This window comes from Halococcus saccharolyticus DSM 5350 (assembly GCF_000336915.1).
Taxonomy (GTDB): Archaea; Halobacteriota; Halobacteria; order Halobacteriales; family Halococcaceae; genus Halococcus; species Halococcus saccharolyticus.
Genome location: NZ_AOMD01000016.1, coordinates 32,850 through 58,595 on the forward strand (window position 1 = coordinate 32,850; position 25,746 = coordinate 58,595).

The 25,746-nt window shown below is 65.1% G+C and carries 26 protein-coding genes and 1 tRNA gene; 13 read left to right on the forward strand and 14 right to left on the reverse strand.

The genetic code is table 11. The features are described from left to right. Position 1: 1 nt before the first annotated feature. The gene (locus C449_RS05860) at positions 2-2,350 is read right to left on the reverse strand and encodes a PrkA family serine protein kinase (RefSeq protein WP_006077051.1); all 2,349 of its coding nucleotides are present in this window, start codon (positions 2,348-2,350) and stop codon (positions 2-4) included. After that, positions 2,350-4,422 (reverse strand): PrkA family serine protein kinase, encoded by a 2,073-nt coding sequence (locus C449_RS05865; protein ID WP_006077052.1) that lies wholly within the window; start codon positions 4,420-4,422, stop codon positions 2,350-2,352. Before C449_RS05865 ends, C449_RS05860 begins: the two co-directional genes overlap by 1 nt. A gap of 321 nt (positions 4,423-4,743) precedes the next feature. On the opposite strand from C449_RS05865, the gene C449_RS05870 reads away from it, so the two are divergent. Continuing rightward, a complete protein-coding gene (locus C449_RS05870) occupies positions 4,744-5,133 on the forward strand; it encodes a DUF5820 family protein (RefSeq protein WP_006077053.1) in 390 nt (129 codons plus the stop codon). A 102-nt stretch (positions 5,134-5,235) separates the two neighbouring features. Here the strand turns inward: C449_RS05870 and C449_RS05875 are convergent, their stop codons facing one another. Continuing rightward, positions 5,236-5,577 carry a 2Fe-2S iron-sulfur cluster-binding protein gene (locus C449_RS05875; RefSeq protein ID WP_049913937.1) on the reverse strand — a complete coding sequence of 114 codons (342 nt, stop codon included), beginning with the start codon at positions 5,575-5,577 and terminating at the stop codon, positions 5,236-5,238. Positions 5,578-5,705: 128 nt separating this feature from the next. Here C449_RS05875 and C449_RS05880 point away from each other — a divergent pair, with 128 nt between their 5' ends. Together C449_RS05880 and C449_RS05885 are read left to right on the forward strand one after the other, a co-directional pair. Then, the gene (locus tag C449_RS05880; RefSeq protein WP_006077055.1) at positions 5,706-6,155 is read left to right on the forward strand and encodes a UPF0179 family protein; all 450 of its coding nucleotides are present in this window, start codon (positions 5,706-5,708) and stop codon (positions 6,153-6,155) included. 198 nt (positions 6,156-6,353) lie between these two features. Then, a complete protein-coding gene (locus C449_RS05885) occupies positions 6,354-7,217 on the forward strand; it encodes an alpha/beta fold hydrolase (protein WP_006077056.1) in 864 nt (287 codons plus the stop codon). Positions 7,218-7,232: 15 nt separating this feature from the next. Here the strand turns inward: C449_RS05885 and C449_RS18255 are convergent, their stop codons facing one another. Together C449_RS18255 and C449_RS05895 are read right to left on the reverse strand one after the other, a co-directional pair. Then, a complete protein-coding gene (locus C449_RS18255) occupies positions 7,233-7,394 on the reverse strand; it encodes a hypothetical protein (protein ID WP_169316461.1) in 162 nt (53 codons plus the stop codon). A gap of 136 nt (positions 7,395-7,530) precedes the next feature. Then, entirely contained in the window at positions 7,531-8,370 is an 840-nt protein-coding gene (locus tag C449_RS05895; protein WP_006077058.1) for a succinylglutamate desuccinylase/aspartoacylase domain-containing protein, read from the reverse strand. 92 nt (positions 8,371-8,462) lie between these two features. Here C449_RS05895 and C449_RS05900 point away from each other — a divergent pair, with 92 nt between their 5' ends. Then, positions 8,463-8,909, forward strand: a complete 447-nt coding sequence (locus C449_RS05900; protein WP_006077059.1) for an NUDIX hydrolase — start codon at positions 8,463-8,465, stop codon at positions 8,907-8,909. Between the two features lies 1 nt (position 8,910). On the opposite strand, the gene C449_RS05905 is transcribed toward C449_RS05900, so the two are convergent. After that, positions 8,911-9,390: a DUF309 domain-containing protein gene (locus C449_RS05905; protein WP_006077060.1), complete on the reverse strand. Its 480-nt coding sequence runs from the start codon at positions 9,388-9,390 to the stop codon at positions 8,911-8,913. Positions 9,391-9,494: 104 nt separating this feature from the next. Here C449_RS05905 and C449_RS05910 point away from each other — a divergent pair. Further along, a tRNA-Leu gene (locus C449_RS05910) sits at positions 9,495-9,578 on the forward strand. Positions 9,579-9,723: 145 nt separating this feature from the next. Next, positions 9,724-10,866 carry a DUF63 family protein gene (locus C449_RS05915; RefSeq protein ID WP_006077061.1) on the forward strand — a complete coding sequence of 381 codons (1,143 nt, stop codon included), beginning with the start codon at positions 9,724-9,726 and terminating at the stop codon, positions 10,864-10,866. Positions 10,867-11,085: 219 nt separating this feature from the next. Here the strand turns inward: C449_RS05915 and C449_RS05920 are convergent, their stop codons facing one another. Together C449_RS05920 and C449_RS05925 are read right to left on the reverse strand one after the other, a co-directional pair. Beyond that, positions 11,086-12,840, reverse strand: coding sequence for a YcaO-like family protein (locus C449_RS05920; protein WP_006077062.1), 1,755 nt, complete (start codon positions 12,838-12,840; stop codon positions 11,086-11,088). A 34-nt stretch (positions 12,841-12,874) separates the two neighbouring features. Next, the gene (locus C449_RS05925) at positions 12,875-13,432 is read right to left on the reverse strand and encodes a hypothetical protein (protein WP_006077063.1); all 558 of its coding nucleotides are present in this window, start codon (positions 13,430-13,432) and stop codon (positions 12,875-12,877) included. 194 nt (positions 13,433-13,626) lie between these two features. On the opposite strand from C449_RS05925, the gene glyA reads away from it, so the two are divergent. Both glyA and C449_RS05935 read left to right on the forward strand, forming a co-directional pair. Next, positions 13,627-14,874, forward strand: coding sequence for a serine hydroxymethyltransferase (gene glyA, locus C449_RS05930; RefSeq protein WP_006077064.1), 1,248 nt, complete (start codon positions 13,627-13,629; stop codon positions 14,872-14,874). A 46-nt stretch (positions 14,875-14,920) separates the two neighbouring features. Next, positions 14,921-15,427, forward strand: a complete 507-nt coding sequence (locus tag C449_RS05935; RefSeq protein WP_080504903.1) for an NUDIX hydrolase — start codon at positions 14,921-14,923, stop codon at positions 15,425-15,427. 28 nt (positions 15,428-15,455) lie between these two features. Here the strand turns inward: C449_RS05935 and C449_RS05940 are convergent, their stop codons facing one another. Both C449_RS05940 and C449_RS05945 read right to left on the reverse strand, forming a co-directional pair. After that, positions 15,456-16,442, reverse strand: a complete 987-nt coding sequence (locus C449_RS05940; RefSeq protein WP_049913938.1) for a TIGR03557 family F420-dependent LLM class oxidoreductase — start codon at positions 16,440-16,442, stop codon at positions 15,456-15,458. A 96-nt stretch (positions 16,443-16,538) separates the two neighbouring features. Then, complete coding sequence (locus C449_RS05945; RefSeq protein ID WP_006077067.1) at positions 16,539-17,273, reverse strand: DUF7117 family protein; 735 nt, start codon at positions 17,271-17,273, stop codon at positions 16,539-16,541. Positions 17,274-17,419: 146 nt separating this feature from the next. Between C449_RS05945 and C449_RS05950 the strand changes: the two genes are divergently transcribed. Beyond that, positions 17,420-17,899 carry a DUF7528 family protein gene (locus C449_RS05950; protein WP_006077068.1) on the forward strand — a complete coding sequence of 160 codons (480 nt, stop codon included), beginning with the start codon at positions 17,420-17,422 and terminating at the stop codon, positions 17,897-17,899. Here the strand turns inward: C449_RS05950 and C449_RS05955 are convergent. Then, entirely contained in the window at positions 17,891-19,291 is a 1,401-nt protein-coding gene (locus C449_RS05955) for a hypothetical protein (protein WP_006077069.1), read from the reverse strand. The genes C449_RS05950 and C449_RS05955 overlap by 9 nt on opposite strands. 456 nt (positions 19,292-19,747) lie before the next feature. Here C449_RS05955 and C449_RS05960 point away from each other — a divergent pair, with 456 nt between their 5' ends. The 4 genes from C449_RS05960 (at position 19,748) to C449_RS05970 (ending at position 23,153) form a co-directional block, all read left to right on the forward strand. Next, positions 19,748-20,677: a DUF1028 domain-containing protein gene (locus C449_RS05960; protein WP_006077070.1), complete on the forward strand. Its 930-nt coding sequence runs from the start codon at positions 19,748-19,750 to the stop codon at positions 20,675-20,677. Positions 20,678-20,975: 298 nt separating this feature from the next. Then, positions 20,976-21,122 carry a hypothetical protein gene (locus C449_RS18260; RefSeq protein WP_005044493.1) on the forward strand — a complete coding sequence of 49 codons (147 nt, stop codon included), beginning with the start codon at positions 20,976-20,978 and terminating at the stop codon, positions 21,120-21,122. Positions 21,123-21,489: 367 nt separating this feature from the next. Next, on the forward strand, positions 21,490-21,765 hold the full coding sequence (locus C449_RS05965) for a PadR family transcriptional regulator (protein ID WP_006077071.1): 276 nt from the start codon (positions 21,490-21,492) through the stop codon (positions 21,763-21,765). A gap of 59 nt (positions 21,766-21,824) precedes the next feature. Beyond that, on the forward strand, positions 21,825-23,153 hold the full coding sequence (locus tag C449_RS05970) for a class-III pyridoxal-phosphate-dependent aminotransferase (protein WP_006077072.1): 1,329 nt from the start codon (positions 21,825-21,827) through the stop codon (positions 23,151-23,153). Here C449_RS05970 and C449_RS05975 read toward each other — a convergent pair. Genes C449_RS05975 through C449_RS05985 form a run of 3 tightly spaced genes read right to left on the reverse strand, consistent with a single transcriptional unit; the run spans position 23,150 to position 25,666 of the window. After that, positions 23,150-23,557, reverse strand: a complete 408-nt coding sequence (locus C449_RS05975; protein ID WP_006077073.1) for a hypothetical protein — start codon at positions 23,555-23,557, stop codon at positions 23,150-23,152. The two genes, C449_RS05970 and C449_RS05975, sit on opposite strands and share 4 nt — an antisense overlap. Before the next feature lie 43 nt (positions 23,558-23,600). Continuing rightward, complete coding sequence (gene cysS / locus C449_RS05980) at positions 23,601-25,115, reverse strand: cysteine--tRNA ligase (protein WP_006077074.1); 1,515 nt, start codon at positions 25,113-25,115, stop codon at positions 23,601-23,603. Positions 25,116-25,141: 26 nt separating this feature from the next. Beyond that, positions 25,142-25,666, reverse strand: coding sequence for a DUF7523 family protein (locus C449_RS05985; RefSeq protein WP_006077075.1), 525 nt, complete (start codon positions 25,664-25,666; stop codon positions 25,142-25,144). Positions 25,667-25,746: the final 80 nt, after the last annotated feature.

Consider the following 25,746-nt stretch of genomic DNA (forward strand, 5'->3'; position numbering starts at 1 on the left):
CTCAGCCCCTCCGTGACCACTGATAGCTCATCTGGCTCATGACGTGGCGGCTCGTCAGCTCCGCCGACGCCTCGGTGTAACCGAACAGGTCGATCATGTTGTCGATCGTCGTCTCCTTGCAGCGCGCGGTCTCGGTCCCGCTCGGCGGGTCGTCCCACTGGCGCGGGTCGAAGTCCTCGAACGTCCGGCGGACGTCGTCCCAGTCGTAGCTTCCCAACACCGACTCGATCACGGGGATCTCGGTCAGCGCGACGTCGCTCGCCCGGAACTCCTCGTCGCGGTTGTGCCACGCGTGGCGATTCAGCGCGGTGATGATGTTCTCCGTGCGGAACTCCCGAACCGCCGGCGAGGGCTCGTTGCCGTCGTAGCTCTCGGGGTCGAACCGGCCCAGATGCTCGGTTTCGAACACCTTCATCTTCAGCGGGTCGGGATCGACGCGCTCGCCCCGGTCGTTTGCGACCTGTTCGTCGGTCGCCCACGCGTAGACGTGCTCGACGTACTCCGCGACGGTGCATTCGTCGACGCGCTTGTCTCGCATCATCGCTTCGAGCACGTCGTCCTCCTGTCGGTCGAACACTTCATTTTTCACTGTCACGACTCGGCTCTCGAACTCGCCACGCTCGTCCGCCGAGAACACCGGCGCATCCGCGAGCCCTTCGGCCATCGTGTCGAGCACGTCCTGGGGCAGAACGACGTCCTCCACGGCGAGATCGGGGTGGTGGCGGTCGCGTTCGGCGTAGAACAGGTCCGCGAGTACGTCGCGGGTGTACGTGACCGGAATACCGGCTTCACCATCCCTCCCGTCGTCGAAGTCGAACTCGTCGCCGTCGACGCGCTCGTCGCCGCGCTGGAGGTATCCCTGATCGAAGAGTAGCGCTTTGTCGACGAGATCGAGCCCCGCCGGAAGGTCGTCATCGAGCCGCGTCACGACGCTGTACAGCGCCGCCGCCGCCACCGTATGAGGCGCGAGCTCTACCGTTTTGACCCGGTGTTCGTCGCGCACGTCGACGGTGAGCGGTTCGCGGATCTTCGCCGCCAGTTCGCCGTACGACTCGGCCTGCCAGATCTCGGTCTCGTTCGTGAGTTCGCGCCGGATCAGCTCGGCTTCGAGCGAGAGGTTGGTGAGATACCGGAACTCCCGCCTGTCGAGCCGGCGCTTGAGCGCCTTCAGCGGGTCCTGATCGTTGCGCTCGGCGTGTTGGTTCAGCTGGGCTTCGAGATCGGGGTTCGAGATGATCATCAGCTGGGTGTCGACGTCCATCCCGATCCCCTTGTCGAGCTTCACGCTCCCCTCATCGGGCACGTTCAGCAGTTTCCGGAGGAGATCGGCGTGCTGAGCAGCGTCCTCCACGATCGTGAGAAGGCCGTTGCCCTGCGAGAGGACGCCGTCGTAGCTGAACGCTTGGGGGTTCTTCCGCCCTCGCGATTCGAGCTCGCGGAGCATCCCCGCCATCCACGACCCAACGAGGCGTTCCTTCGGGCTGCCCGAGTCCTCCGAGTGGAGCACGCCGATCCCGCGGCCGACGTCCACGACGTAGTTCTTCACCCGGAGATGGCGCGGATCCGTGATCGCCGAGAACCGATCCTCGACGCCCTCGCGACGATACCGGTCCTCGAGATACTCGTAGGCCTCCCGGCAGAACGGGTCGAGCCGGCCCTCGGCCACGACCGGGATGTGGTCGTCACGGTGGTCGTTGATCGCGGCGACGATCTCCGCGCGGATTTCGGGTGGGAACACCGAGAGGGGATGCGATTGAACCGGGCTCTCGTACCAGTCGTCCTCGTCGTCCTGGTATTTGTCGCCGTAGGTCAGGCCTGGTCCGTCGCCCGCCCCCGCGACATTCCACTCGACAGTGTAGCGCCGGCCGGCGTCGGTCTTCGAGTACTCGCGCAGGCCGTTGATGAGACACCGCTTCAGCTCGGATTTTCCCGTTGCCGTGGGGCCCGCGAACCAGATGATCTTCTCCTCCTTTCCACGCCTGGCCGCGATCGACCGGAGGTCGTCGACGAACGCGTTCAGGAGTTCCGTGTTCCCTAAAATCGCGTGCTCGCCGTGGTTGTGTGGATCGTCGAAGAAGCGGTAGCGCTCCTTCTCCTCGCCCTCCTCGATCACGGTTCGGGTGCCCATCGACTCGATCGCGCTCACGAGGTACTTCGCGGCGTGGGCGGCGATTGCGGGCTCTTCGAGCGCTCTGTCCACGTACTCCGCGAGGCTCATCGGCTCCTCGTAGGTCGCCCGGAGCGCGCGGTCGGCGGCCGTGACGTAGTCTTCACCCGCCGCTCCGTCCGTCGTGGTGGGATCGTCGTCGGTCGGGATGGACTCCTCACGAGTCGGGTCGTGGTCGGCCATCACTCCTCCATCTCGGCTTTGGCGACCTCCGCGCCGGCGAACTCGAGCACCTCCTTGGCTCCCCCACGGGAGTAGCCCTGCTCGCGCAGCGCGTCGATCCATGCGCTCCGTTCATCGTCGTCCATCTCGCCGCTCGACACCAACGCCGAGAAGTTGATGTTGTGTTTCTTGTCCTCCCAGAGCTTGCGTTCCAGCGCGCGCCGGAGTCGGTCGTTGTCCTGAGGGTTGAACGTGTCTCCCTCACGCGCTCTCCTGGAGACCCAGTTCGACACCTCCTGACGGAAGTCGTCTTTCCGGTCCTCGGGCACGTCGAGTTTCTCCTCCACGGAGCGAAGGAACGTTTCGTCGGGACCCTGTTCGCGTCCGGTGAGTTCGTCTTCCACGGTATCATCGTCGATGTACGCCATCACGTGGTCCATGTACTTCTCGCCCTGGCGCTGGATTTCGTCCAAGTCGTACGCCAACGCGTGGCGGACGTCCTCGATCGCGCGCTCTCGGTACTCCTCGCGGACGAGTTCGAGGTAGCGGTAGTAGGTGTCGAAGAGATCGGCTGCGATCGAGCCGTGGTTTTCGAGGTTCTCTTCGAGGTGGTTGAACGTGGTCAGCGGCGAGAGGAAGTTTCGCTCCCTATGCATCGAGTCCATGATCGCCTCCGCGATCTCGTCGCCGATAAATCGCGGACTAACTCCTTCCATCCCTTCGCCGATTTCCGCAGTTTCAGTGGCCTCTTCCCGGAGCTTCTTCACGTCGACGTCCTCGGCCTCGTCGATCTCGCCGTTGTACGCCTTCGCCTTCTGGAGGAGGTCGACGGTCCCCGAATCGGGTTCCTCGATCCGCGTGAGTACACCGAAGAGACCCGCCATTTCCAACGTATGGGGCTCGACGTTGACGTCGGGCACATCGGCGTTTTTCAGCATCTTCCGGTAGATGTTGGCCTCCTCGCCGTACTGGAGCACGTAAGGGAAGTCGATCCGCTTCGTCCGGTCGTTGAACGCTTCCATCTTCTCGTCGCCCTTCTTCTCCTTGTACTCGGGCATGTTCGTCCGGCCGACGATCACCTGGTCGATGTCCATTCGGGGGTTGTTCTTCGGCTTGATCGTCATCTCCTGGGTCGCGTGCAGGAAGTCGTAGAGGAACTCCCGCTGGAGTTTCAACAACTCTTCGCCCGAGAATATCCCCCGGTTCGCGTTACAGAACGCGCCCGAATAGTCGAACGCGCGCGGGTCGCTCTCGCCGTAGACCGCGATCTTCGAGTAGTTGACGTCGCCGGTGAGTTCGGTCTCGTCCTGGTTTTTCTTGTCTTTGGGCTCGAACGTCTCGATCCCGCGGCGCTTGTTCTCGTCGATCACCAGACGGACGACCTCGACGTGGTTCTCCAGCACCTGCTGGAGGTCGTCGTCGTAGTATTCGAGCAGGCGATCCATGTAGAACTCCGAGGCGGGATCGAGCGCCTGCTCGTTCCGGATGGTGTAGGGTGCGTCGAGGCGGTCGTTCAGCGTCTCGACCACGCGGGCCCGCTGATCGAGCGGCAAGAGTACGAGCGGGTCCTGGTTCATCGGCGACCGAACCACGTCGTCGGCGGGGTCCTGATCGGCGATCACGTCACACAGGTTGGTCCATCGGAAGGTGTACAGCCGCCCGTCCTCGCGCGCAGTGTAGTCCTCGAAGTACCGCCGTACTTGCCTGTCGAAGTCGGATTTGCCCGATCCCACGGGACCGAGGAGGAGTTTGATCCGGCGCTCGGGACCGAGCCCGCGCGCGCCGGATTTGACCTTGTTGACGAACTCGTGGATCGCCTCGTGGATCTCCCGGCCGTAGAAGGTGTTCTCGCCCTCGAAGAGGGGATCTTCGCTGGCGAGGTGGTACTCCACGACGCCGTCGTCCTCGTCGTATTCGGTCCCGTAGAAGTCGAACATGTCCGCCACGCGTTGGTGGGCGTTGCGTGCGACCCGTGGCTCGTCGTGGACCTCGTCGAGATACCACTGGAACGGCCGGGTCGTGCGGAGGTCCGTCGGAATCGATGCCCGGTACTCCTCGCTGAGGCTTTCGAGTGTTTCGGTATCGCCTGACATTGTGTTACCTCGTCGCCCCGCTCGCGCGGGGGTTGGCTGCTGGCTGCGCGTGCGCGCCGGCGGGGACCGGCGCGCGCCATTGTCGTGCCATATGTTCACGCGTGGCGTTCTCGTCGGCGAACGACGCGGTCGACGGTGTCGGGACAGCTGGTCCGCGGAGCGCTTCGGGGCGGCGTAGCATGGTAGGACGTCCCACCGATACTATCATATAGGAGGGGTTGGATGCGTAAAACCGTTGTCCCTACTCTTGCCAAAAACTCCGTTTCGGTGGACTGTCTGCCGATCGCGAGGGCTATGGGAAGCGGGCCCCGACGACCACACATGACCGACTTCGACGCGCTCCCGGATGGATGGACCGTCTGGAACGAGTCCGAAGAACGGTGCGTACTGGTCTACCGGCCGGACGTGTTCGACAGCCACGAGTTCCCGGCCCCGTGCCTCCCGACGATCTACCTCACTCACGGTCGGCGATCGCGCCGCCCCGGGACCGACCGTCGATCGACCACCGGCGACTCGTGGTACGTCACGCTATATCTCGAACCCGATGTCGACCGCGACGCCGATCGGTTCGCGGACCACGAGGCGGCCGTCGCGGGAGCGATCGATCTCGCGAAGCGTTTCGCCGACGGAGCAATCGACTACCGGGGACTCTATCAGGTCCCTCGCGAGGAGTACTTCGAGAAGCTCGACGAGTTGACCGGACACGAATAGCGATCGATCACAGCGGTCGTTGCAGAACTCCATCCGAACGTCGACGTGGACGCCGGTCGAACGACCAGCGCTGGCGCTATCGGCTGCGGCTCTGGAGGCGTCTCACTCCGGCGTCACGTGGCGGGGGAGCACCTGTCCCCAGACGTGTTTGTCGAGGAGACCGACCGTCAGCGGCTCCTCGACCTCGATACAGCACGAGAGTCGTGGATACCCGAATCGGACGGCTGCGGCGTCGTGCCAGTGGGTCGGCTCCGGGGCGGGATCGACTTCGACGGTGCACGTCGAACACAGGCCCCGACCGCCGCAGTTGGCGTACTGCGAGAGCGTTCCGTAGACCGGCAGTTCGTGTTCGAGTGATGCATCGCGCAGGGTGTCACCCCGGTCGACTTCGATGGTCGTTTCCTCGTCGTCCACGACGACCGTCACGGGGATTCGATCGCTCATGTGATTCTGTACGGGACCGTTCCACATGACCTCATCGGGGGAGCAGTGAATCGCTGTTCGTGTGCGGGATTCTACTGGCTCCCGTCGGAGCCGTGTTTTTTATTCGCGTACGTGATGTAGCTCCAGGCATGTCACAGATCACACTCGTCGGAACGCGGCTCGCGGACGTCGGCACCGAGTTCGTCTACCAGGGCGAGGCGAGCGCGTGTGAGGGCTGTCCCTACCGCGATCAGTGTCTCAATCTCCGCGAGGGCGTCAGGTATCGCATCACCGGAGTTCGGGAGAACGCCCAGACGCTCGAATGTGGTGTCCACGACACCGGCGTTCGGGCGGTCGACGTCGAACCCGCGCCCGTGATGGCGAACGTATCCCCGAAAAGTGCGTACGCCGGCAGCAAAGCGCGGTTGGAGGGGCCGTGCCCGCACACCGAGTGTCCGAGCCACGAGTACTGCGAACCAGCCGGGGTCGACTTCGACGCCGAGTACCGCATCCGGGAGGTGATCGGGGATCCGCCGCACGACTACTGCCACCTCGACCGCGAACTGACGCTCGTCGAGTTCGCCCCGCTGGACACCTGAATCGCTCCACGAACTGCGTTTCGAACGAGGGCTTTCGGACAGCAGCTCGGCGGTTCCGTGTGCGAAAGCGGGTCCGCTGATTTCGGTCCGTGCAACTCCGTGCAGCCGTCCGGAAGATCGATCCGCTACCTCGTCGAAATCTACCTTCCCTGATATCGAAATAGAAACACAAACAACGGGTTGTTTGGTAGTCACAGTATGCCAACCGTCCAGACGAACGAGATCCAGATGTACTACGAGGAGTACGGGGAGGGACCACCGATCGTGTTCCTCCACGGTGCGACGGCCGATCACCGACTCTGGGCCGAACAGGCCAAACCGCTCGCCAGCGACTATCGGGTCATCGTGTACGATCTCCGTGGTCACGGTCGAACCGGCGGTTCCGAGCGTGCCTCGTACACGATGGGACTGTATGCTGACGACCTCGGCGCTCTCATCAGCGGTCTCGATCTCGATCGGCCGGTTATCTGTGGCCTCTCGATGGGCGGCATGATTGCCCAGCGGTACGCGGCTGAATCACCGTCGACGATCGCGGCCCTCTGTACGATCGGTACGATGACTCCCGAAATCCTGTCGCGAAGCGAGTGGGTCGAGCGCCGGCTGTTCCCGACGGTTGCGGAGTTCCTGTCGCCGGCTGTCGATCCGGACCGTGTAATGTCAATGATGTTTCAATTCCACGAGTGGTGGTTCGACGAGGAGGGGCTCGGTGATCTCGAAAAAGCTGAACGAATCAAGAACGATCACGCTGCGGACGTGCCCGAGGTACTCGACGAGGAATTGGAGAAAATCGACGACGTCATCACGTCGTACCCGTCCGACTCGATCGACCACGCCTCGATCACCGTGCCATCGCTGCTGCTGTACGGTGAGCTCGAAAGAGCGATGCAGGCTCGCCACGCAGCGTACATGGCCGATGTGATTCCCGTCGCTGAAACCCGGCAGATCCCGAACGCCGGCCACAACTCCCACGTCGATAACCCAGAGTTCATCCGCGACTCACTCCACGAATTCCTCAGTATCGCTGCCAGCGATCGATACGGAACGGAGCGATCCAGTCCCTGAACGAGCCGGCTACCGTTATCGTAGCTCGTCGGCGGATTCGGTCTCGGCGGTCGTTTCCTCGTCTGTGAAAACACGGAGCGTGGCGACGCCGAGCCCGGCGGCGAACGCGAGGACGGCAGTGACGGCGATCCAGACGAAGTTCGGATGTTCGAGACCGAGGTGCAGGAGTGCGTTCATCTCGCTCGATCCGTTGAGCGATATCGTCATAAGGGGTGCGATAGACGTTTATCCGTCATCCCGATCTAGTGACGGGTGGTCACACTTGTCCACTCGCCTCTCCGACAGTCTTACTCCCGGCTGGTGACCAAGCTGGTCACGACTCGGTTGCGCCCGACGGTCGCTGTTCAGGGTCGGGTCGCGTCGGCTCGCCGCCGAGTTTGCCGGCGAGTTCGGCGGCGTAGCCGAACTCGTCCTCGTAGCCGTACGGCGACATCAACACGGGATAGAAGGGTTTCTCGGCGATGAGCGTCTCGTCGCCGGCGGCCGCGTAGGCTTCCCCCGCCGCGACGCGCTCGAAGTTGGTGACGAAGACCTCGTAGCCCGACGCCGGCCCTTTCGGGATGAGGTGTTGGAGTCGGTAGAGCGGGACGTCGCTGGTGCGTGGCTCGCCGCCGGGGAGCGCGCCGACCGCGGCGAGAAACTCCTGACAGATAGCGACGGCGTTCGCCGCAGCCTCCTCGGAGCCTTGGTAGCCACACTCGACTTCCACCACCTCGGCGTAGCTCACGAGTCGTCCCTCGGTGAACGCGCCCGCGTCGATCACCGCATCGAGCGTGAGATACGGACAGATCGACTCCGCGACGGCGAGTCCGTCGTCGGCGACGACGGCGAACGGGTTCGCGTACGACTGCGTCGAGTGCATCGAGAGGACCCGACAGCCCCGGAGTTCCGCGAGGAGACGGCTGGCGAGGCGTCGCTCGTGCGAGGCGCTGTCGGGATCACCGGGAAACACCCGGTTGAGATCGTCGTCGACGTATCTGGTTCCTTGATCCAGCGCCTCCTCGTTCGCCACGATACACTTCACCGGGCGCTTGACGTCCGGCTGGGTGTCGATGAGGTGTTCGACCGCGCGCACACCGCACGGCTCGTCGCCATGAATCCCGCCGACGACGGCGATTTCGGGCTCACCGTCGCCCAACTGCTCGATTCGCATCTACGATCCCTAACGACCCCGCCTTTTTGAGTGGTCCGGTACTGGTCCGGACCGTACCGTGACCACGAACTGTTTTTTTTGGAGACAGCCGCATGACTGACAGCGACGACCGATATGTCGTGAACGTGGAGGCTGCGATCTATCGCGACGGTGAGTATCTGCTCGTCGAGCGCGCGGCCGCCGAGGACCACGCTGCGGGTACGCTCGCGCTCGTCGGCGGGACGGTTGAGGCGACCGACACCGGCGACGCCCTCGAAGCCACGCTCCGACGTGAAGTCCGCGAGGAAGTCGCTATCGCGATAACGGACCCCCAGTACGTCCAGAGTAACGCGTTCACGACCGACGACGGAACGTCCTGTGTGAACGTGGTGTTCCTGTGCCGGCACGACGATGGTGAGGCACGGGTCGCCGCCCCGGCAGAAGTCGCCGCGGTGGAGTGGCTGTCGATCGACGCGGTGCTGGATCGGTCGGCGATACCACCGTGGACGGCGGAGTTCCTGACGCTGGCCGACGAGCGCCGCCGCGTACTCGATTGGTAGTTCAGTCGAGCGCCGACGCGTACTCGATGTCCTCCGGGCGTGCCTCGGGCGATTTCCCGTCAAGACGTATCGTCCAGCCGTGCAACGCCGTCGGATCGTCGAGTGCGTTCGTCAGGACGGTTCGGACATCGAGCAGATCGACGCCGTAGAAATCTCGGGGCACGTCACGGAGATAGTCGAGCGCAGTTCGAAAGAGCGAACGCATCCCCGCGTCGTCCTCGAAATCGTGGTGTTTGTACGCGCCGGCCGCGACCTGGACCATCCCGTGACAGAACTTCGATTCCGTGTTCCCGCGGCCGTAGTTGTACCACTCGTCTTCGAAACAATCGTGTGAGGCGTGGTACTTTCCGGAGTTGTAGAGTCTGACACCGTGGCCGACCGCCCGCCGAAGAGTCGCGTGCTCCCACTGACTGTCCGCCCGCCAGCCCGTCGGATTTCCGCGAGGCGGCCTCACCGACGGGTCGCGGGTGTGATCGTCCATACTCCGAGTACCGACTCCGGTTGCTTGAAGCCGACGCCCGAAGACCGAGCCATGGCCGGCGTCCGCAACGCTTTAGCGCTCGGCCGGGCGAGAGGCGAGCGCGTGCGAGGGTAGCCAAGTCTGGAAACGGCGGCGGATTCAAGCTCCGCTCCTGTAGAGGTCCACGGGTTCAAATCCTGTCCCTCGCACTGCGTGCCGTGCTGCGGCACGAAAGTGCGGGCAAGATGGAGCATCTTGCCCTCGCAACATTACTGACGAACACATCCCGACAAGCTGTGCGTCTGCGACGCGCGTAACCGGAACCGTGAAACCGCCGGCGAAACCGCCTCAGGTATGGCAGCGATAGCGGACCGTGTCGATCCCGTTCGGGGGTGGATCGCGGCGGCGCTCGCGGTGGTGCTCGTCGTCGCAGGGAGCGCAGTCACGTTCCCACAGCGGGTGTACACCGAGTTCCTCTGGCAGTACTTCTGGGGCCCGATCGACGCCGACGCACACAACGCCGTCTGTTCCGTCCGCGTCGATGGCGTCGTCAGTCGACTCGGCGAGGCGAACGCGTGTCAGGCCGCCGCGGCGCAGGGAGCCGTCGTCGCCGAGCCGGGCTACACGATCATTTCCGAGATCGGCTACGCGCTCACCCTGCTGTTCATGCTGATCGGCGTGCTCCTGCTCATCAAACGTCTCGGTGTCGGGACCGACCGCCGGCTGCTGTACGCACTGTTGCCGTTCACGCTGTTCGGTGGCGCGCTCCGAGTGGTCGAGGACGCGAACGACGCCGTCCCGGCGGACGCGACCGCCGCGATCTCCTACCCTACGAACACGCTGATCATCAGTCCGATCATCTACGTGACGGTGTTTCTCGTCACGCTCGTCGCGCTGCTCGCGGCGCTTTGGCTCTCCCGCCGTGACATCGTTGAGGAGTATTACGGTGCGCTCGCGGCCTTCGGGACGCTCGCACTCGTGGCCGTCCTCGGCTACCTCACGTACCTCGCCACCGCTACCGAGTTCGTGGGGTTCTACCCACAGATGCTCGTGCTCACGCTCGGTCTTGCAGCCCTGATCGCTGGTGGGGTCTATCTCGCCATCGACCGGATCGAACCCGCGATCAACGCCGGGACCGGGTTCGTCGGTCTCGCCGTCCTCTGGGCCCAGGCGGTCGACGGTGTGGCGAACGTCCTCGCCTCCGATTGGTGGGACGTCATCGGGCTCCCCTTCCAGTACACTGCGAAACACCCGGCCAACGCGATCATCGTCGGCTTCACCGAGACGGTCTTTCCGCCGTCGTTCGTCGAGGCAGTCGGCGACTCGTGGCCGTTTCTCGTCGTGAAGGTCGCGCTCGCGGTCGGTATCCTTTGGCTGTTCGACGACCGGATCATTGAGGAGAGCCCGCGCTACTCGCTGCTGCTCCTGCTCGCCGTCATCGTCGTCGGTCTCGGTCCCGGAACCCGGGACATGCTTCGGGCGACGTTCGGGATCTAACGAACCCCACTTTTTCACTGCGGGGGATTGCGCTCGCTTCGCTCGCCCAACCCTCGCTTGCAAAAATCTGGAGTAAAAACCCCCGCTCGTTCGCGCTCCGCGCTCACTCGCAGTAGAACTGCTGGCGCTTTCTGCACCGTGCAGCACCGCCGAAGCCCTCGCTCACTTCGTTCGCTCGCCCTTCATCCACCAGGCCCCGCACCGCAGTCGCCACGCACCTCACGGATACGGGTGGAACTCGCGGTCGAGCTGCGGTTCGAACCCCGACTCGCGCGGCACCCGCTGCGCGCGCTCGCCGAAGTACGCCTCGTCGGTGAACAGCGGCTGTGATGACGGAACGAGCACGCGGACCGCCTCGAAGCCGAGCTGTTCGATGTCTCGTGGGGTGAGCCGCGCGGCGTAGGGATCGAGGCCCGCGTCGGTCACGCGCTCGACGAGCGCTCCGAGTTCGTCGGCTCCGGTGGGGGCCGGATCGGGACCGACGCTCGCTGCTGGCACGTGCTGTGTCGTGTCGAAGAACTCGGCCGCGACGCCCGGCGACTCCGCATACTCACCGATGGCTCCCTCGGCGGCGTTGGCGGCGTCGGGTCCCATCGCGCGCAGCTCCATCCAGCTCTGGAGCGCCTCGGCGAGCGCCGACCGTGCGGCCGCGGCGGGATCGAGATCGGCGGCGGAGCCGACCGCAAAGCGCGGCCACTCCTCGCGCTCGATCGCGACCGCTACCACCGGCACGTCGACGTCCTGGGTCAACAAGACCGGCTGCACGCTCAGCCCCTCCGAGCGTGCCCGCGCGGTGAGCGTCGCGAACGCCTCGTCGTCGACTGCCAGACCGAGCGGCGAGAACGTCGAGTACCACGACACCATCGCGGCGTCGCGCTCGATCACCTCGTACAACCCCGAGCACAGCGCCTCCGAACCCGAGTTTCCGAGCCCCAGCCCGGTGGTGATCGGCGATCCGTGACGACGCTCGGGTGGCGGGAACCCGACGAACTCCGCCGGGAGGTGGACCGACGCACCGCTGTCGAGGTGCTCGCCAGAAATCCAGGGGAGTTCCTCGCCGTCATCGGTCGCGGGCTCTGCGGTGGAATCGCCCGGCAACACGAACGTGTCGGGCGGGATCGGATCGTCGAGATCGTCCGCCGTTGCGTGCGTGAACGCCGCGTCGCGGTAGATCCCGGCGCTGTAGCGTTCGAGCGCCTCGCCGAGCGCTTTCATGAACGCTCGATCCCAGTCGCCGGCGACGCCAGCGGCCTCGCTCGCGGCGCTCGCGTCGCTGAATCCCGCCGTCTCTCCCGTGCGTGCGAGGTAGTACGGCGCGGGGAAGGAGGCAGCCTCGCCGACCTCGCGGACGATCCCCACCTGGTCGTCGAGCGCGCGCTCGGCACGCGCCAGCGCGTCGTCGAGAGCGCGCTCCTCGAAATCGCGTACGAGCGCGCGGTCCCGGTCCTCCTCGCCCGTACAGCCGCAGTTCGGTACCGGGAGCACGCGGCGTTCGGCGTGAGGAACCTCGATCACGCCGCCGAGCACTCGCGAGGGCTCGCCCGCACACAGCCGGCGTGCCTCGGTACCAGCGAGCGCACCCGCGAACCACGCCGTCGTGGCGTCGAGTCCGGACTCGTTCGCCTCGCTCTCGCCGGGATCGTCTTCAGACGACTCGTCGTCGGCGTTCGCTTCGACACGACGACATAGACACTCATAGCAAGCCGTCTCGGGGCCGAATCCCGCGACGGACGCCTCGCAGACTTCCCGGTCGCCGACGCCGCCACGCTCGACCACGAGCCACGGTGTTTCGCTCTCGCGGGCGTGATCGTTCGCGCGCTCGAAAACGGTGGCTCCCACCTCATCGATCACGATCCCGAGATCGGTCGTGCCGATCGTATCGGGTTCGATCGCTTCGACCGTGGCGTCAGCGTCGGCGAGTGCCGCGCGAACCGCGTCCGCGACGGCTCCGGTGCCGACGATACCGACGTTCATGCGCGGTCCAGCGGCTCCCGGCGCAAAAGAGTCCCTATTCGGCGGGTCGGACGCGTGCATCGGGATGCTGGTCGGCATCCTCTGCAAGTTCGCCTGCTTCCCGGCCCTTTTCGACTGCTGCCTTCGCGGTCTCGCGGTCGGTTCGACCGACCACACTCACGACATCGAGCAGTTCGTCCTCGGGGATACCCCGACCTGCCGCACCCGATTCGAGGTCGTCGAGGTAGCCGTCGGTTTCCTCCAGCAGGAACTCGACGTACTCGGGGACGTCCGTCGATCCGCCGAGCGCGTCGTGCCACCTCGCTGGATACCGGCTCACCCGGTCGTCCCCGAGCGCGTAGAGTGCGTCGGTGTCCCGCCATGTTTCGGTGTCGACAAGGCGGCCGTCGACTTCATTGACGAACGTCTCGCGGTCGAAGTCGTAGGACGTCTCGTCGGCGAGCGCGTCGGAATACTGCGTCATGACCTCGCGCGCGACGCCCGGCCGGTCGTGGGGATGGTGGCGCTCGATCAGCGCGACGAGTTCTTCGGTCAGCAGGGTACGTCCTCGCTGTCGGGCCGCCGCGAACACCTGATCGTTCAGTTCGGTCATGGACGAGCGTACGACCGCAACCCGAATAAGCGGCGCGATAGCGGCGACACCGCGGGGTTCGTCGTCGTGGCGCGACCTACGAGATCGGCGGCGAAAGCGCGGGATGCCGATCGGTTCGTCGTCGATTGGGAGAGGCAGAGGCTGAATCTTGTTCCCTTCGACAGTATATTGACCCTGGGGGTGAGAGTGCGGTCATGGACTACGACCGTGTTCGGGAGGTCGATCCGTCGGTCGCCGACGCGCTCGACGGCGAACTCGACCGCCAGCGCGAGACGCTGATGATGATCGCGAGCGAGAACCACGTTAGCGAAGCGGTGATGGAGGCCCAGAGCAGCGAGCTCACCAACAAGTACGCCGAGGGGTATCCCGGCGAGCGCTACTACGGTGGCTGTGAGTACGCCGACGACGTCGAGGGGCTCGCCATCGACCGCGCGAAGGAGCTCTGGGGGGCCGAATACGTCAACGTCCAGCCCCACAGCGGCTCCCAGGCCAACATGGGGGTGTACCTCGCCGTGCTCGATCCCGGCGACAAGATCCTCTCGCTCGACCTCACCCACGGTGGCCATCTCTCCCACGGGCATCCGAAGAACTTCGCGGGCCAGGTCTACGAGGTCGAGAACTACGAGGCCGATCCCGAGACGGGATACATCGACTACGAGGCGCTCGCCGACCACGCCGAGGCGTTCGAACCCGACATGATCGTTTCGGGCTACTCGGCGTACCCCCGAGAGGTCGAGTGGGAGCGCATCCAGGACACCGCCGAGTCGGTCGGGGCGTACCACCTCGCGGACATCGCCCACATCACTGGCCTCGTCGCGGCTGGCATCCACCCCTCACCCGTGGGAATCACCGACTTCGTCACCGGCTCGACGCACAAGACCATCCGATCGGGGCGGGGCGGGATCATCATGTCGAGCGACGAACACGCTGACGCGATCGACTCCGCGATTATCCCAGGGATGCAGGGCGGGCCGCTGATGCACAACATCGCCGGGAAGGCGGTCGGCTTCGGGGAAGCACTCGACCCCGAGTTCGAGGCGTACGCCCAGCAGGTCGTCGACAACGCCGCGGCGCTCGGCGATCGCCTCGCCGAACACGGTCTCTCGCTGGTCTCCGGTGGAACCGACACCCACCTCGTCCTCGTCGATCTCCGCGATTCGCATCCCGATACCACGGGCAAGGAAGTCGAAGAGGCGCTGGAGGAGGCCGGTATCGTGCTGAACGCGAACACCGTGCCGGGCGAGACCCGCTCGCCGTTCGTCGCCAGCGGCATCCGCGCCGGGACGCCCGGCCTCACGACTCGGGGCTTCGACGAGGATGCCTGCCAGGAGGTCGCCGACTGCATCGCGCGCGTCGTTGACGCCCCCGACGACGAGAGCGTGCGTGAGGAGGTTGCGGCCGACGTCGACGCACTCACCGACCGACACCCGCTGTACGAGTGAGTCACATCTCAGGAGTGGCCACGATCGCAGTCGAGCGGCTGTGACGATGATCGAACCCGATCCGGCTCCCGACGCGCTCGCTGCTGACTACGGTGACGTGTTCCGGAGTGAGAACACCTTCGAGGTCGACGCCGAAGGGGTAGCGTCGGCACGCGCTCGCGCCGAGCGGGGCTGGGGCGTCGGCGCGCTCGCGGTCCACGATAGCCGACTCCTGCTCGTCCATCACGACGATCAGTGGCTCCTCCCCGGCGGAATGCTCGAAGCTCACGAGACACCGGCGGCTGGTGCGGTCCGCGAGACGTACGAGGAAACCGGTGTCGAGGTACGGATCGACGGGCTCGCGGCGATCGCCGAACAGACGTTCACCGACGGCGACGATGCGTTCGTCTTCCATTTCGCGGTGTTCGACGCGACTCCCGAGAGTACGGCCCTGACGGACGATCCCGGTCTCGCCGACGAGGCGATCGACGACGTCGCGTGGCACGACTCGCTCCCCGAGAACACGTTCGACCGCGACCTCTATACTCGGCTGCTTGACGGCGAACTCGGCTGAGGGGGCCGCGGTCGTTCCGCGACGTGGCTCAGTCGAAACTCGGAAGCACCTCGTTCTCGTAGAGATTGAGCGCGGTTTCCTGATCGTCGCCGATCTGGTGGATGTAGACGTGATCGTAGCCCGCATCGATCGCCTGTTGGAAACTCTCGATGTGGGCGTCGGGGTTCTGCTCGGTGATGATCGAGCCCTCGTGGATGTCCTCCTCGGTGATGATCGAGCCCTCGTGGATGTCCTCCTCGGTCACCATCTCCGTGGCCTGCTCGAAGTGTGCCGTCGTCGGGAGTTCGGCGGCGAGTTCGCCGGGGAGCCCGGAGTTCGCCCACTGCTCGTGAGCGGTCGCCACCGCCTCGTCCTCACTGTCGGCGACGCAGGCGTGAAGCTGGGTGAGTCGTGGACCCTCGCCACCCGCCGCCTCCCAGTCAGTGAGGACGTCTTGCGGTCCGACCGACCAGAACCCGTCGCCGAACTCGGCGGCCCCCTTCGCGGCACGTTCTCCAAAAGCCGAGACGCACACGGGTGGAATCTCGTCGGGAAGGGTGAACAGCCGGGCGTTCTGGACGTCGTAGTGCTCGCCGTGGTGGCTCACCTGGTCGCCGGTCCAGAGCTTCCGCATCACCGCGACGGCCTCTTCGAGCATCTCCATTCTGACGCGGTGCTCGGGCCAGTGATCGCCGAGGACGTGCTCGTTCAGGAGTTCGCCGGTGCCGACGCCGAAGTAGAACTCCTCGGGGACCATCGCCGCCGTCGTGGCGACCGCCTGGGCGATGATCGCGGGGTGGGTCTTGATCGTGGGGCAGGTCACCCCGACCGCAACGTCGACCTCCTCGACCGACGCCGCGATCCCGCCGAGCGAACTCCAGACGAACGGTGACTCGCCCTGGGCTTCGAGCCACGGGTGGTAGTGGTCCGAGATACTGACGAAGTCGAAGCCCGCCTCTTCGGCGCGCTCGGCCTGCTGTACCAACTCGTTCGGGCCGAACTCCTCGCTCGACAGGGTGTAGCCGAGCTGCGTCACGATCCGTACCTCCGACGTGGGCGTTTCGCGGTCATACGTCCGCGGGGTCGACGGCGAACGAATAAACGCTGTTGCCGACACCTGCTGGGTCGCGGGTCAGATATCGTCGCGAAGTCGATCGAGCCGATCGCGTGCGGTCACGAGCGCGTTCTCGTCGCCTTCTCGGAGATATCGACCGAGGTCGCGTGCAGCCCGAACGAGTTGCTCGGCGGTTTCGGGGGTCACGTCACCGTCGAGCGCCGCGATGCGCTTTCGATGTTCCGTTAGCGTCCCGAACGCCGCACTCGCAGCCTCGTCGGGGTGGTCGTCGAGATACGTCCCCGCCTCGCGGCGGTACGCCGCGACGGCCTCGGCGGCCGCCAGCCCACGGGCCACGCGGAGTGATTTCGGCACGTCTTCGGGTGGCGGGCGTTCGCCCCGATCGGCCCCGTCCAGCAACGAGAGGAAGTATCGCTCTACTGCGTCGTCGGTCCGCATCGTGCGCGAGAGCTCTTCGGCGACATAGCGAAGTTCGAGCGCGGCGAGATACGTCGCGTCGAGCGGCTCGAACTCGCCGGCAGCGATGAACCCGTGCTGGCGGACGAACGCCCGGCACGTCTCGACTGCGCGTTCGGCCGCCGCGCGGACGTCGGCATCGTCACTGACGCTCGCGTCGAGGCGGTCGCGCGCGCCGGAGAGATCGAGCGTCGCCGCGCTCGCAGTGTGACGGGTGCGGTCGCCGACGCCGACGCTCCGACGGCTGCCGCAGTCTGGACAGCTCACGTTCCCGGTCTCGTAGTACGACCATCGCGTCCCGCAGTCTTTGCACTCGCGTTCCCCGCGGATGCGCATACCGCTCCTTTGGCTGCGGGGGTGAAAAACTGGCTCATCGCAGTGTGATGCCCGACGGACGGCATCCACGGAACGGTGGGCCAACGTCTGCACGACCACGAGGGTTTATTGTGATCGACGGGGAATTCCGAGTCGTATGTCATGGAGTGATCACGCTCCTGATCGAGAAATTCTCCGGCGATGAAGTATCGGTTCGATCCGACGGCGATCGTGTCGTCGTCTCGCTTCCCGGACGGACACACACCGTAGACAGGGATGCAGCCGCCGCGCTCCGTGCGGAGCTTGGTGAGGCGCTAACCGAGCGCTGTGAGTACGTCCACACGGTCGGGACCCACCGGGCCGACGGGAGCTACGTCGTCTCGCGCCGTGGTGCGGATTCGTCGGGCCATCGAAAGGTGTTCGACGGGTTTGCAGCGCTCCGGGAGCAGTACGCGACGCTACCGGCGACGTTCACCGCGGCGGACGTCGACGTGCCCGGCGTGACCGGCGGCCGACGCCACCTACTCATGCGCCACGTCGTCGAACATCCTGCCTTCGACTGTACCCTCACTGCTCGCCAACCGCTCACGGCCGAAAAGCGATCGTCCGGGGGAAGAGATCGAAACGATCGAGGAGGTTCACCATAGGTAACCGCCGACGAGCTGCATCAGGAGTGACTGCCCGAACACCGCCGCAGCGAGCAGCCACCGCTCGCGCTCGGCGGGGGCGGTCCGCTTCACCGCGGCCGCAACCGGCAGCAACAGGAACGGATAGAGATACATCGCACCCCGGGCGGTCTCGCCGGTGTGATAGACCCCTGCCGCGAGCAGCGCGGCGAACGACCCGATGGCGACCCCGGCGATCAGCACGGGTTCGCGCTCGGATGCGTTCGCCGGGAGCCATCCGCCGCTGCCGAGCACATCCCGTCGGAGCGCCCGCGCGCCGCGGATCGCGAGCAGGCAAAGGAAGGGTGTGAAAAAGAGCGCGAGCTCGGCGATGTCCTCCAAGCGGCTGTAGACGTACCACGCCGGTTTGGCCGTGAGCAGGAATCCCTCGGGGTTCTGCTGGTTCGAGGCGAGCAGAAACGAGTGGAGGTAGTCGTAGCCGAGCGCGACGTCGACGAGGGCGTACCATCCGACGAGACCGATGAGGATCGCCACGAACGGGACGCGCTTCTCGCGGCGATCGAGGGCGATAGCGGCCAACACGGGCAAGAGGAAGACGAACAGGAACATCTGGAACGACACCACGAGCAGACACGCAAACGTTCCGAGGGTCGCGAACCACGATTTGCGGGTGAAGAAGTACACGGCACCCAGCATGAGCGTGGCGATGATCGCGTCGAGCGAGGCGAGATAGTAGATCTGGACCGCGGGCAGGAGGACGAACAGGACGGTGACGTACCACGCGACGTCGCGCTCGTAATACGTCCCGACGAGCCGGTAGAGGAGGACGGCGGAGGTCGGCAGCGAGACGAGCGCGATGGCGGCCGAAATGAGCGCGCGTGAGCCGAACACCCGGTCGAACAGCGTGAACGTGAGCACCGATCCGGGCGGGTGCGTGCGCGCGTGAACGACGTACGAGAGCTGATTCGCCTCGTAGTCCCGGATGAACGCGAGCGGATCGGCGATACCGGGTGCCATCTGGTAGTATCCTTCGCGAGTAGCGAGCGGGGCAACGAACCCGTGGTCGAACCCGTGGACGAGATTCGAGAGGCCGAGCAGGACGAGACCCGTCACGATCACCGGCGCGAGCCGGTTCTTCCGCCGGCAGCAGTACGCACCAGTCACGACGAACACGACGATCGCGGCAACCGTCGCGCCGATCGCCCACGCCGGTCGAAGACGGCCCAGCCGGAACGTGAAAATACTGATCGGCCAGTACGTGGGTGTCGCGCCCTGAATCTTCTCGATCAATCCGCCGTTGGTCCATCTGATGATGACGTTGGCAGCGACGACCGACGTGAGCCCAATCCACCCGATTACGAGGATCTCGCGCAGAGAGAACAGCGACTCCGACTCGTCGACGCTGCCGACCATTCATCGGCGGTGTGCGCGGGGGCGGTTAATCGCTTTCGACCCACTTTTTTACACGGGGTCCTCCCTCGCGCCTCCGGGCGTCGTCAGAAATCGAAGATTTCTGACTGCCAATCAGAACGCGAAGCGTTCTGATGACGCTCGGTCGAACAGCGTGGGACGCTTCGCGTCCCACGAGCAGGCGGAACCGCTTCCCGGTTCCGCCGACCCCGTCCAAAAACCTGGACTAAAAACTCCCGCTCGCTCCACTCGCGCGGATAGTAGCCATCCCAGCAACCGTTCCACACCACGCCACGCTCCTCCCCAACCGATTCCTTCGCTCGCTGCGCTCGCTCAGTCATCCCTCGCGCGAGTCGCGCCTCCGGCGCTCCCGCGCGCCGACCGCTTCTGCCCAGCAGCAGCACAGCCGAGATAGCCACCGGGAACCACACTTTTGCCGGTGGCCTGCCTCGCGGTGGTATGCCGACTCCCCGGCCGAGCACGTTCTCGATCGTCGCGCGAGATCCCGACCAGAATGCGGTGGGCGTCGCGGTCCAGTCGAAGTTCGTCAGCGTGGGCTCCGTGGTCCCGTTCGCGAGCGCCGACGCGGGCGCGATCGCGACCCAGAGCTTCGCGAACGTCGCCTACGGCCCCGACGGACTCGATCTGCTGCGCGAGGGCCACTCGGCGAGCGAGGTCGTCGAGCGACTGACCGAAGCCGACGAGGACGCGCCCGATCGCCAGGCAGGCGTCGTGGGCCAGGACGGCTCGGTCGCGGCGTTCACCGGCGAGGACTGCTTCGCGTACGCGGGCGACATCCAGGGCGACTCCTATACCGTCCAGGGCAACATTCTCGAAAACCCCGACACCCTCGAAGCGATGGCCGAGACCTACGAAACCACCGAGGGTGGTCTGCCCGAGAAACTCATCGCCGCGCTGCAGGCGGGCAACGAGGCCGGCGGCGACAAGCGCGGCGAACAGAGCGCGGCGCTCTACGTGGTGAAACCTGACGGGGGGTACGACGGCGGCAACGACCGCTGGATCGATGTCCGTGTCGACGACCACGAGCACCCGATCGACGAACTCGAACGTGTCTTCCGGCTGTACGACGTCACGCTGCTCGAACGCGAACCGCCAGCCGAAACCCGAAATCTCGACGGCGAAACTGCCGAAGCGGTCGCGGCGGCGCTCGGCGCGGCAGGATTCGACGGTGCGACGCCTGATGGATCGTTCGACGAGACCGATCGCGAAGCGCTCGAAGCGTTTCGAGGAGCGAACAACTTCGAGAACCACTCGCACGACGTCATCGAGGACGCGCTCGCCCACGGTTGGAACGATGCCGAGGGGAAGGACGAGACGCGTCTCGTGAACGCTGTCTGGCACGGCCTCTCGCGGCTCGACCGAGCGTAATGTCGTTCATCGGGCAAATTCGACAACCCGACGCGACATCTGACGACGATACCGATTCGTCCGCGACGATCACGACACTAGTGAGAGACCGCGAGCCACACCCTCCCCAGCCGACTCCTTCGTTCGCTGCGCTCACTCGCTCATCCCTCGCGCGAGTCGCGCGCCGTGGGCGCGCTCCCGCGCGTCACCGCCGGCCACTGGTGTAGATTCCCGACGAGGCATCGAGCACTCGCGGCGCGAGTAGTTCGGCTGCGACCGACGGGTCAAGGTTCTTGACGCGCTCGCCCGTACTCGGGATATGCGCTCCGAAGAGGAGATTCGCGACCAGTACGAGTTTCTCATGGAGGAGTTGGACGACGAGGAGATGAACCACGAGGGCGTCAGGCAGATGTTCACCTACTACCGCCGCGCCCTCGGGTGGGCGCTCGAAGAGGAGCATATGTGAGCACTGGCCGATAGCGTTAAGTGTGACTGTCCGTTGGGTATGAGTGACGCTTCGCTTGGAGGGCCGAAGCGTCAGCGGGGACCAATTCAGGGCGGCAAGCCGCCGACGCGGGCTTTTCTCCCGCGCCGGCTGCTTTCCTATGATCTACGAAACCAAGTGGCGACGCTTGCGATCGATCGTCACTGACATGACTTCTCATATATCGTGACGGTGATGCTGGTGAGTGGTTGATACGATCGAACCGAGTGACGGATGAAACCCTCGTAAATCCGATGTGGATCACGTATTGTGCTCGGTACCGTCGTTCCCGGCGGTGGACAGTTCCGACATATTTATGATAATCAAACACATATTGGTGAATCATATCATGCACGATCTCACCGGCTTTCAGCGCGACCTGTTGTACACCATCGCGGGCCAGGACGAACCACACGGTCTGGCAGTCAAAGAAGAGCTCGAGGAGTACTACGAGTCCGAGATACACCACGGGCGGCTGTATCCGAATCTCGATACGCTGGTCGAGAAGGGACTGGTCGAAAAGGGTCAGCTCGACCGGCGGACCAACTACTACGATCTCACTCGCCGCGGCCGCCGCGAGATCGACGCGCGCCGCGAGTGGGAATCGCAGTACGTCGACGTCTGATGCAAGTATTGACCGAACCACAACGAATTAGTTAAGACCCCGGCCCGTCCGACGGCTACATGGACCGTGATACTGCGGAGCCACGCGTCCGGGGGTTCCCGGGCGAGCGAGCCACGGAGTGGGTCGATCGCCAGCACCGTGTCGCCGCGCCGAGCACCCACGTCTACGAGTTCGTCTGGGACCCGACCGCCCCCGCTGACGGCCCGTTCTGCACCGACGTCGACGGCAACGTTCTGATGGATTTCACCTGCCACGTCGGGGCCGCACCGCTCGGGTACAACAACCCCAAGATCATGGAGCCGATGGCGGAGTTCGATCTCGTGGATCCGCTGAAGATCGCGGGTCACGACTTTTATGTGGGATCGGGACCGGCCGACGATCCCGACTTCCCGGGGCCGGCAGGGTTGATGGAGCGACTGACCGACATCACCGGCGAGTACGGGATGGATAGCGTCTTTCTCTCGAACTCCGGTGCGGAGGCGGTCGAGAACGCGATCAAGATCTGCTACGACGGCGGTGGCTCGTATGGGATCACCTTCGAAGGCGCGTTCCACGGCCGAACGCTCGGTGCGCTCTCGCTCAATCGATCGAAGCAGGTGTACCGCCGCGACTTTCCCGAAGTTTCGGGGATCCACGACGTGCCGTTCTGCCGAGATCGATCCTGTGACGCCGACTCCTGCTCGTGTGGCTTTTTCGCCGGGGACACATCACAGCTCCGTCGGATGCTGAGCGAAGCGGCCGGCTCGGTCGCGCCCGACGAGGTCGCCTATCTCATCATGGAACCGATCCAGGGCGAAGGGGGGTATCACCCACCGAGCGAGGCGTTCATGACCGAAGTCGCCGCGGTCTGTGAGGAGTACGACATCGCGCTCGTGGCCGACGAGATCCAGTCGGGAATGGGACGAACGGGCGAATGGTGGGGTGCGGACCACTACCCGATCGAGCCCGACGTCATCACCGCAGCGAAAGGACTCCGAGTCGGGGCGACGATCTCGCGGTCGGACGTGTTCCCCGAGGAGGAAGGCCGGCTCTCCTCGACGTGGGGCGCGGGCGACATCCTCTCCTCGATGCAGGGGGCGCTCACGATCGACGCCATCCAAGAACACGATCTCCTCGCGAACGCGACCGAACGCGGCCGTCAGTTCACCGAGCGCGTCGTCGACGCCGACCCCGAGCCAGTGGTCGACGTGCGCGGCAAGGGCCTGATGCTGGCGCTCGAATTCGACACGCCGGAGGCCCGCGACGCCGCACTCGAACGTGCGTTCGAACGCGGCCTGCTCACGCTCGCCTGTGGTCACAAGACGCTCCGGGTCCTCCCGCCGCTCGACGTCACCGAGCGCGAGATAGACCTCGGTGCGAACCTGCTGCTTGACGCGATCGCCGCTTAAACGATCTCGTTGTCTCGGAGGAGATCGGCGAGAACGTGGACGTAGAGCACCGCACCGGTCATGATACCGAGTCGCCGATCGATCAATCCTGTGAGCACGGTGAGGGGACCAGCGATGAAGACGTGGCTCAGCAGTCGGAGGTTCGCCATCCCGCCGGTGCCCTCGAACAGGTTCTTCTGATCGAAGAACACACGCTTTGGGTCCCGGAGACAGTTCCGGACGTGTCGCCAGTCGCCGACACGGAGTCGTGCGAGCAGGAAGTGATCGAGGTCGATCAGCACGCCGAGACTCAGCCCGTAGCCAGCGAGCGCCGCTCGTTGACCCGAGGAACAGCGATCGCCGACCGCTGCGAGTACTGCACCGGCGACTGGAAGACTGAGCAGAAAGTGTTCACCTGATTTCATTCTTTCGGCCAGTCACGCCGGAATACTACGGGTGTTTCGGTGTTCATCTGACGTCCCCGACATCGAACCGAGGCCCGTCGTCGGTGTCCTCGATCGTGACACCGAGCGCTTCGAGATCGGCTCGGAGGTCGTCGGCCCGCTCGTAGTTGCCTGCCGCGCGCTCGGATTCACGGACGTCGAGCACGAGTTCGACCAGTTCGTCGGCGAGGTGGACTGTCCCATCGCCGTTGGCCTCACCGTCTGCACCGCTGCCGCCGAACACGAGACCCAGGACCTCGCCGCCGAGTTCCTCGAACGCCTCGATCGCCGCCTTGAGTCCGCGGTAGTCGTACACTTCGTTCGCGTCGAGGTGAGCGTTGAGAGCGGTCGCCATCTCGGAGAGCGCCGACAGCGCTGCGCGGGTGTTGAAGTCGTCGTCCATCGCGGTCTCGAAGGCCTCTTGGGCGTCCGTGACCGTCTCCCGTAGCTCTCCATCCTCGACTTTCGCCCGTGCGTCGGGGCCGTCGATGGCTGCGATAGCGCGCTCGTGGGCGCGTTCGAGGCGCTCCCAGCGGTCTGCTGCCTCTTCGATGGTGGCGTCACTGTAGGTCTGTCGTTGGCTGTACGACGCCGATAGCAGGAACGTTCGCACGACGTTCGCGCCGAGATCCGCGACCGCCTCGTCGACGGTGGCGTAGTTCCCGAGACTCGAACTCATCTTCTCGTCGTCGGTTTCGAGCAGCCGGACGTGAAGCCAGTAGCGCGCGAACGTCTCCCCGGTGGCGGCCTCGCTCTGAGCGATCTCGTTTTCGTTGTGAGGGAACGCGATGTCCTGGCCGGCGACGTGAATGTCGAGGGTTTCGCCGAGAGTGGCCATGCTCATCGCCGAGCACTCGATATGCCATCCTGGACGGCCCTCTCCCCAGGGGGAGTTCCACGTCTCGCCGCTCGACTCGTCGATCGAATCGGCGTCCGCCGGCCGGTGGTTGGTGAGGTCCTCGGGCGGCACGGCCCCGGCCTTCCAGAGTGCGAAGTCCGCAGGGTGGCGTTTCTCGGCTCGCTCGTCGGGATCGCCCTGCCCTTGGAGTTCCTCGGTGTTCTGGTTCGAGAGTTTCCCGTATTCCTCGAATTCGGTGACGTCGAAGTACACCGACCCACTCGACTCGTAGGCGTACCCTTTCTCGATCAGGGTCTCGACGAGATCGATGATCTCGGGGACGTGCTCCGAAACGCGGGGGTAGACCTCCGCGCGCTTGAGATTGAGCGAGCGCATGTCGCGGACGGTCTCGCGGATGAACGTTCGGGCGACTGCGTCCTCCGAGTCGCCGCGCTCGTCGGCCCCGATCTGCGCGACGATCTTCTCGTTCACGTCGGTGAAGTTCTCGACGTGGCGGACGTCGTAGCCACGGGCGGAGAGCCAGCGGTCCATCACGTCGGCGTGAACCCACAGGCGCGCGTGGCCGAGGTGTGCCGGAGCGGACACCGTGAGCCCACAGACGTAGAGCAACACCGACTCGGGATCAGCTGGCTCGAACGGCTCTTTCTCCCCGGACAGCGTGTTCGTCACGCGCAGCGTCATCACTCCCTCCTACGTGGGCCGGCGTTTCAATCCGTCGGAGTCCGTACTTCCGGAACCGCAGACAGCGCGTCCTCGACGAGCCGCACCGCATCGGGGCCGTCGCGGCGCTCGACCGTCACGAGCAGCGTGTCGCCAGCGACGCCCGCCGCGGCGACGCCGATCTCTTCGACAGCGAGCCGATCGAGTACGGTCGCGAGCGCCCGGGCGTCGACCGCGCCGGTCGCGAGGACGCCTGTCAGCGAGCCGCCGTCGACGAGCTCGGCCCCACCAACTGCGAGCAGCACGTCCTGCTCGTCGGCAGCACCGCTCCTGGCTTCGTCCTCGCTCTCGACACCGAGACCGCTCCGCATCGTCACTCGTGCCTCGCGGGGTGCGGTCTCGTACTCGGGAAGATCCTCGGCGTAACGGCGGAGTGCGGCTGTGACCGCGTCGGTTTCGCCCACGTCGAGAAATCGGGCGGCGGCGGTGTAGTTCACGATTCCGGCGCGGAGCGCGTGATGGACGAATGGGACCTGCCGGACCGCCGTGCGGGTGTCGGCTGCAAGCGACATATCTCGATCAACAGCCGGTGTAGCGAAAAATTCGACGAATTTGGGGTCACGACTGCGCTCACAAAGATCGTCAGCAGTCC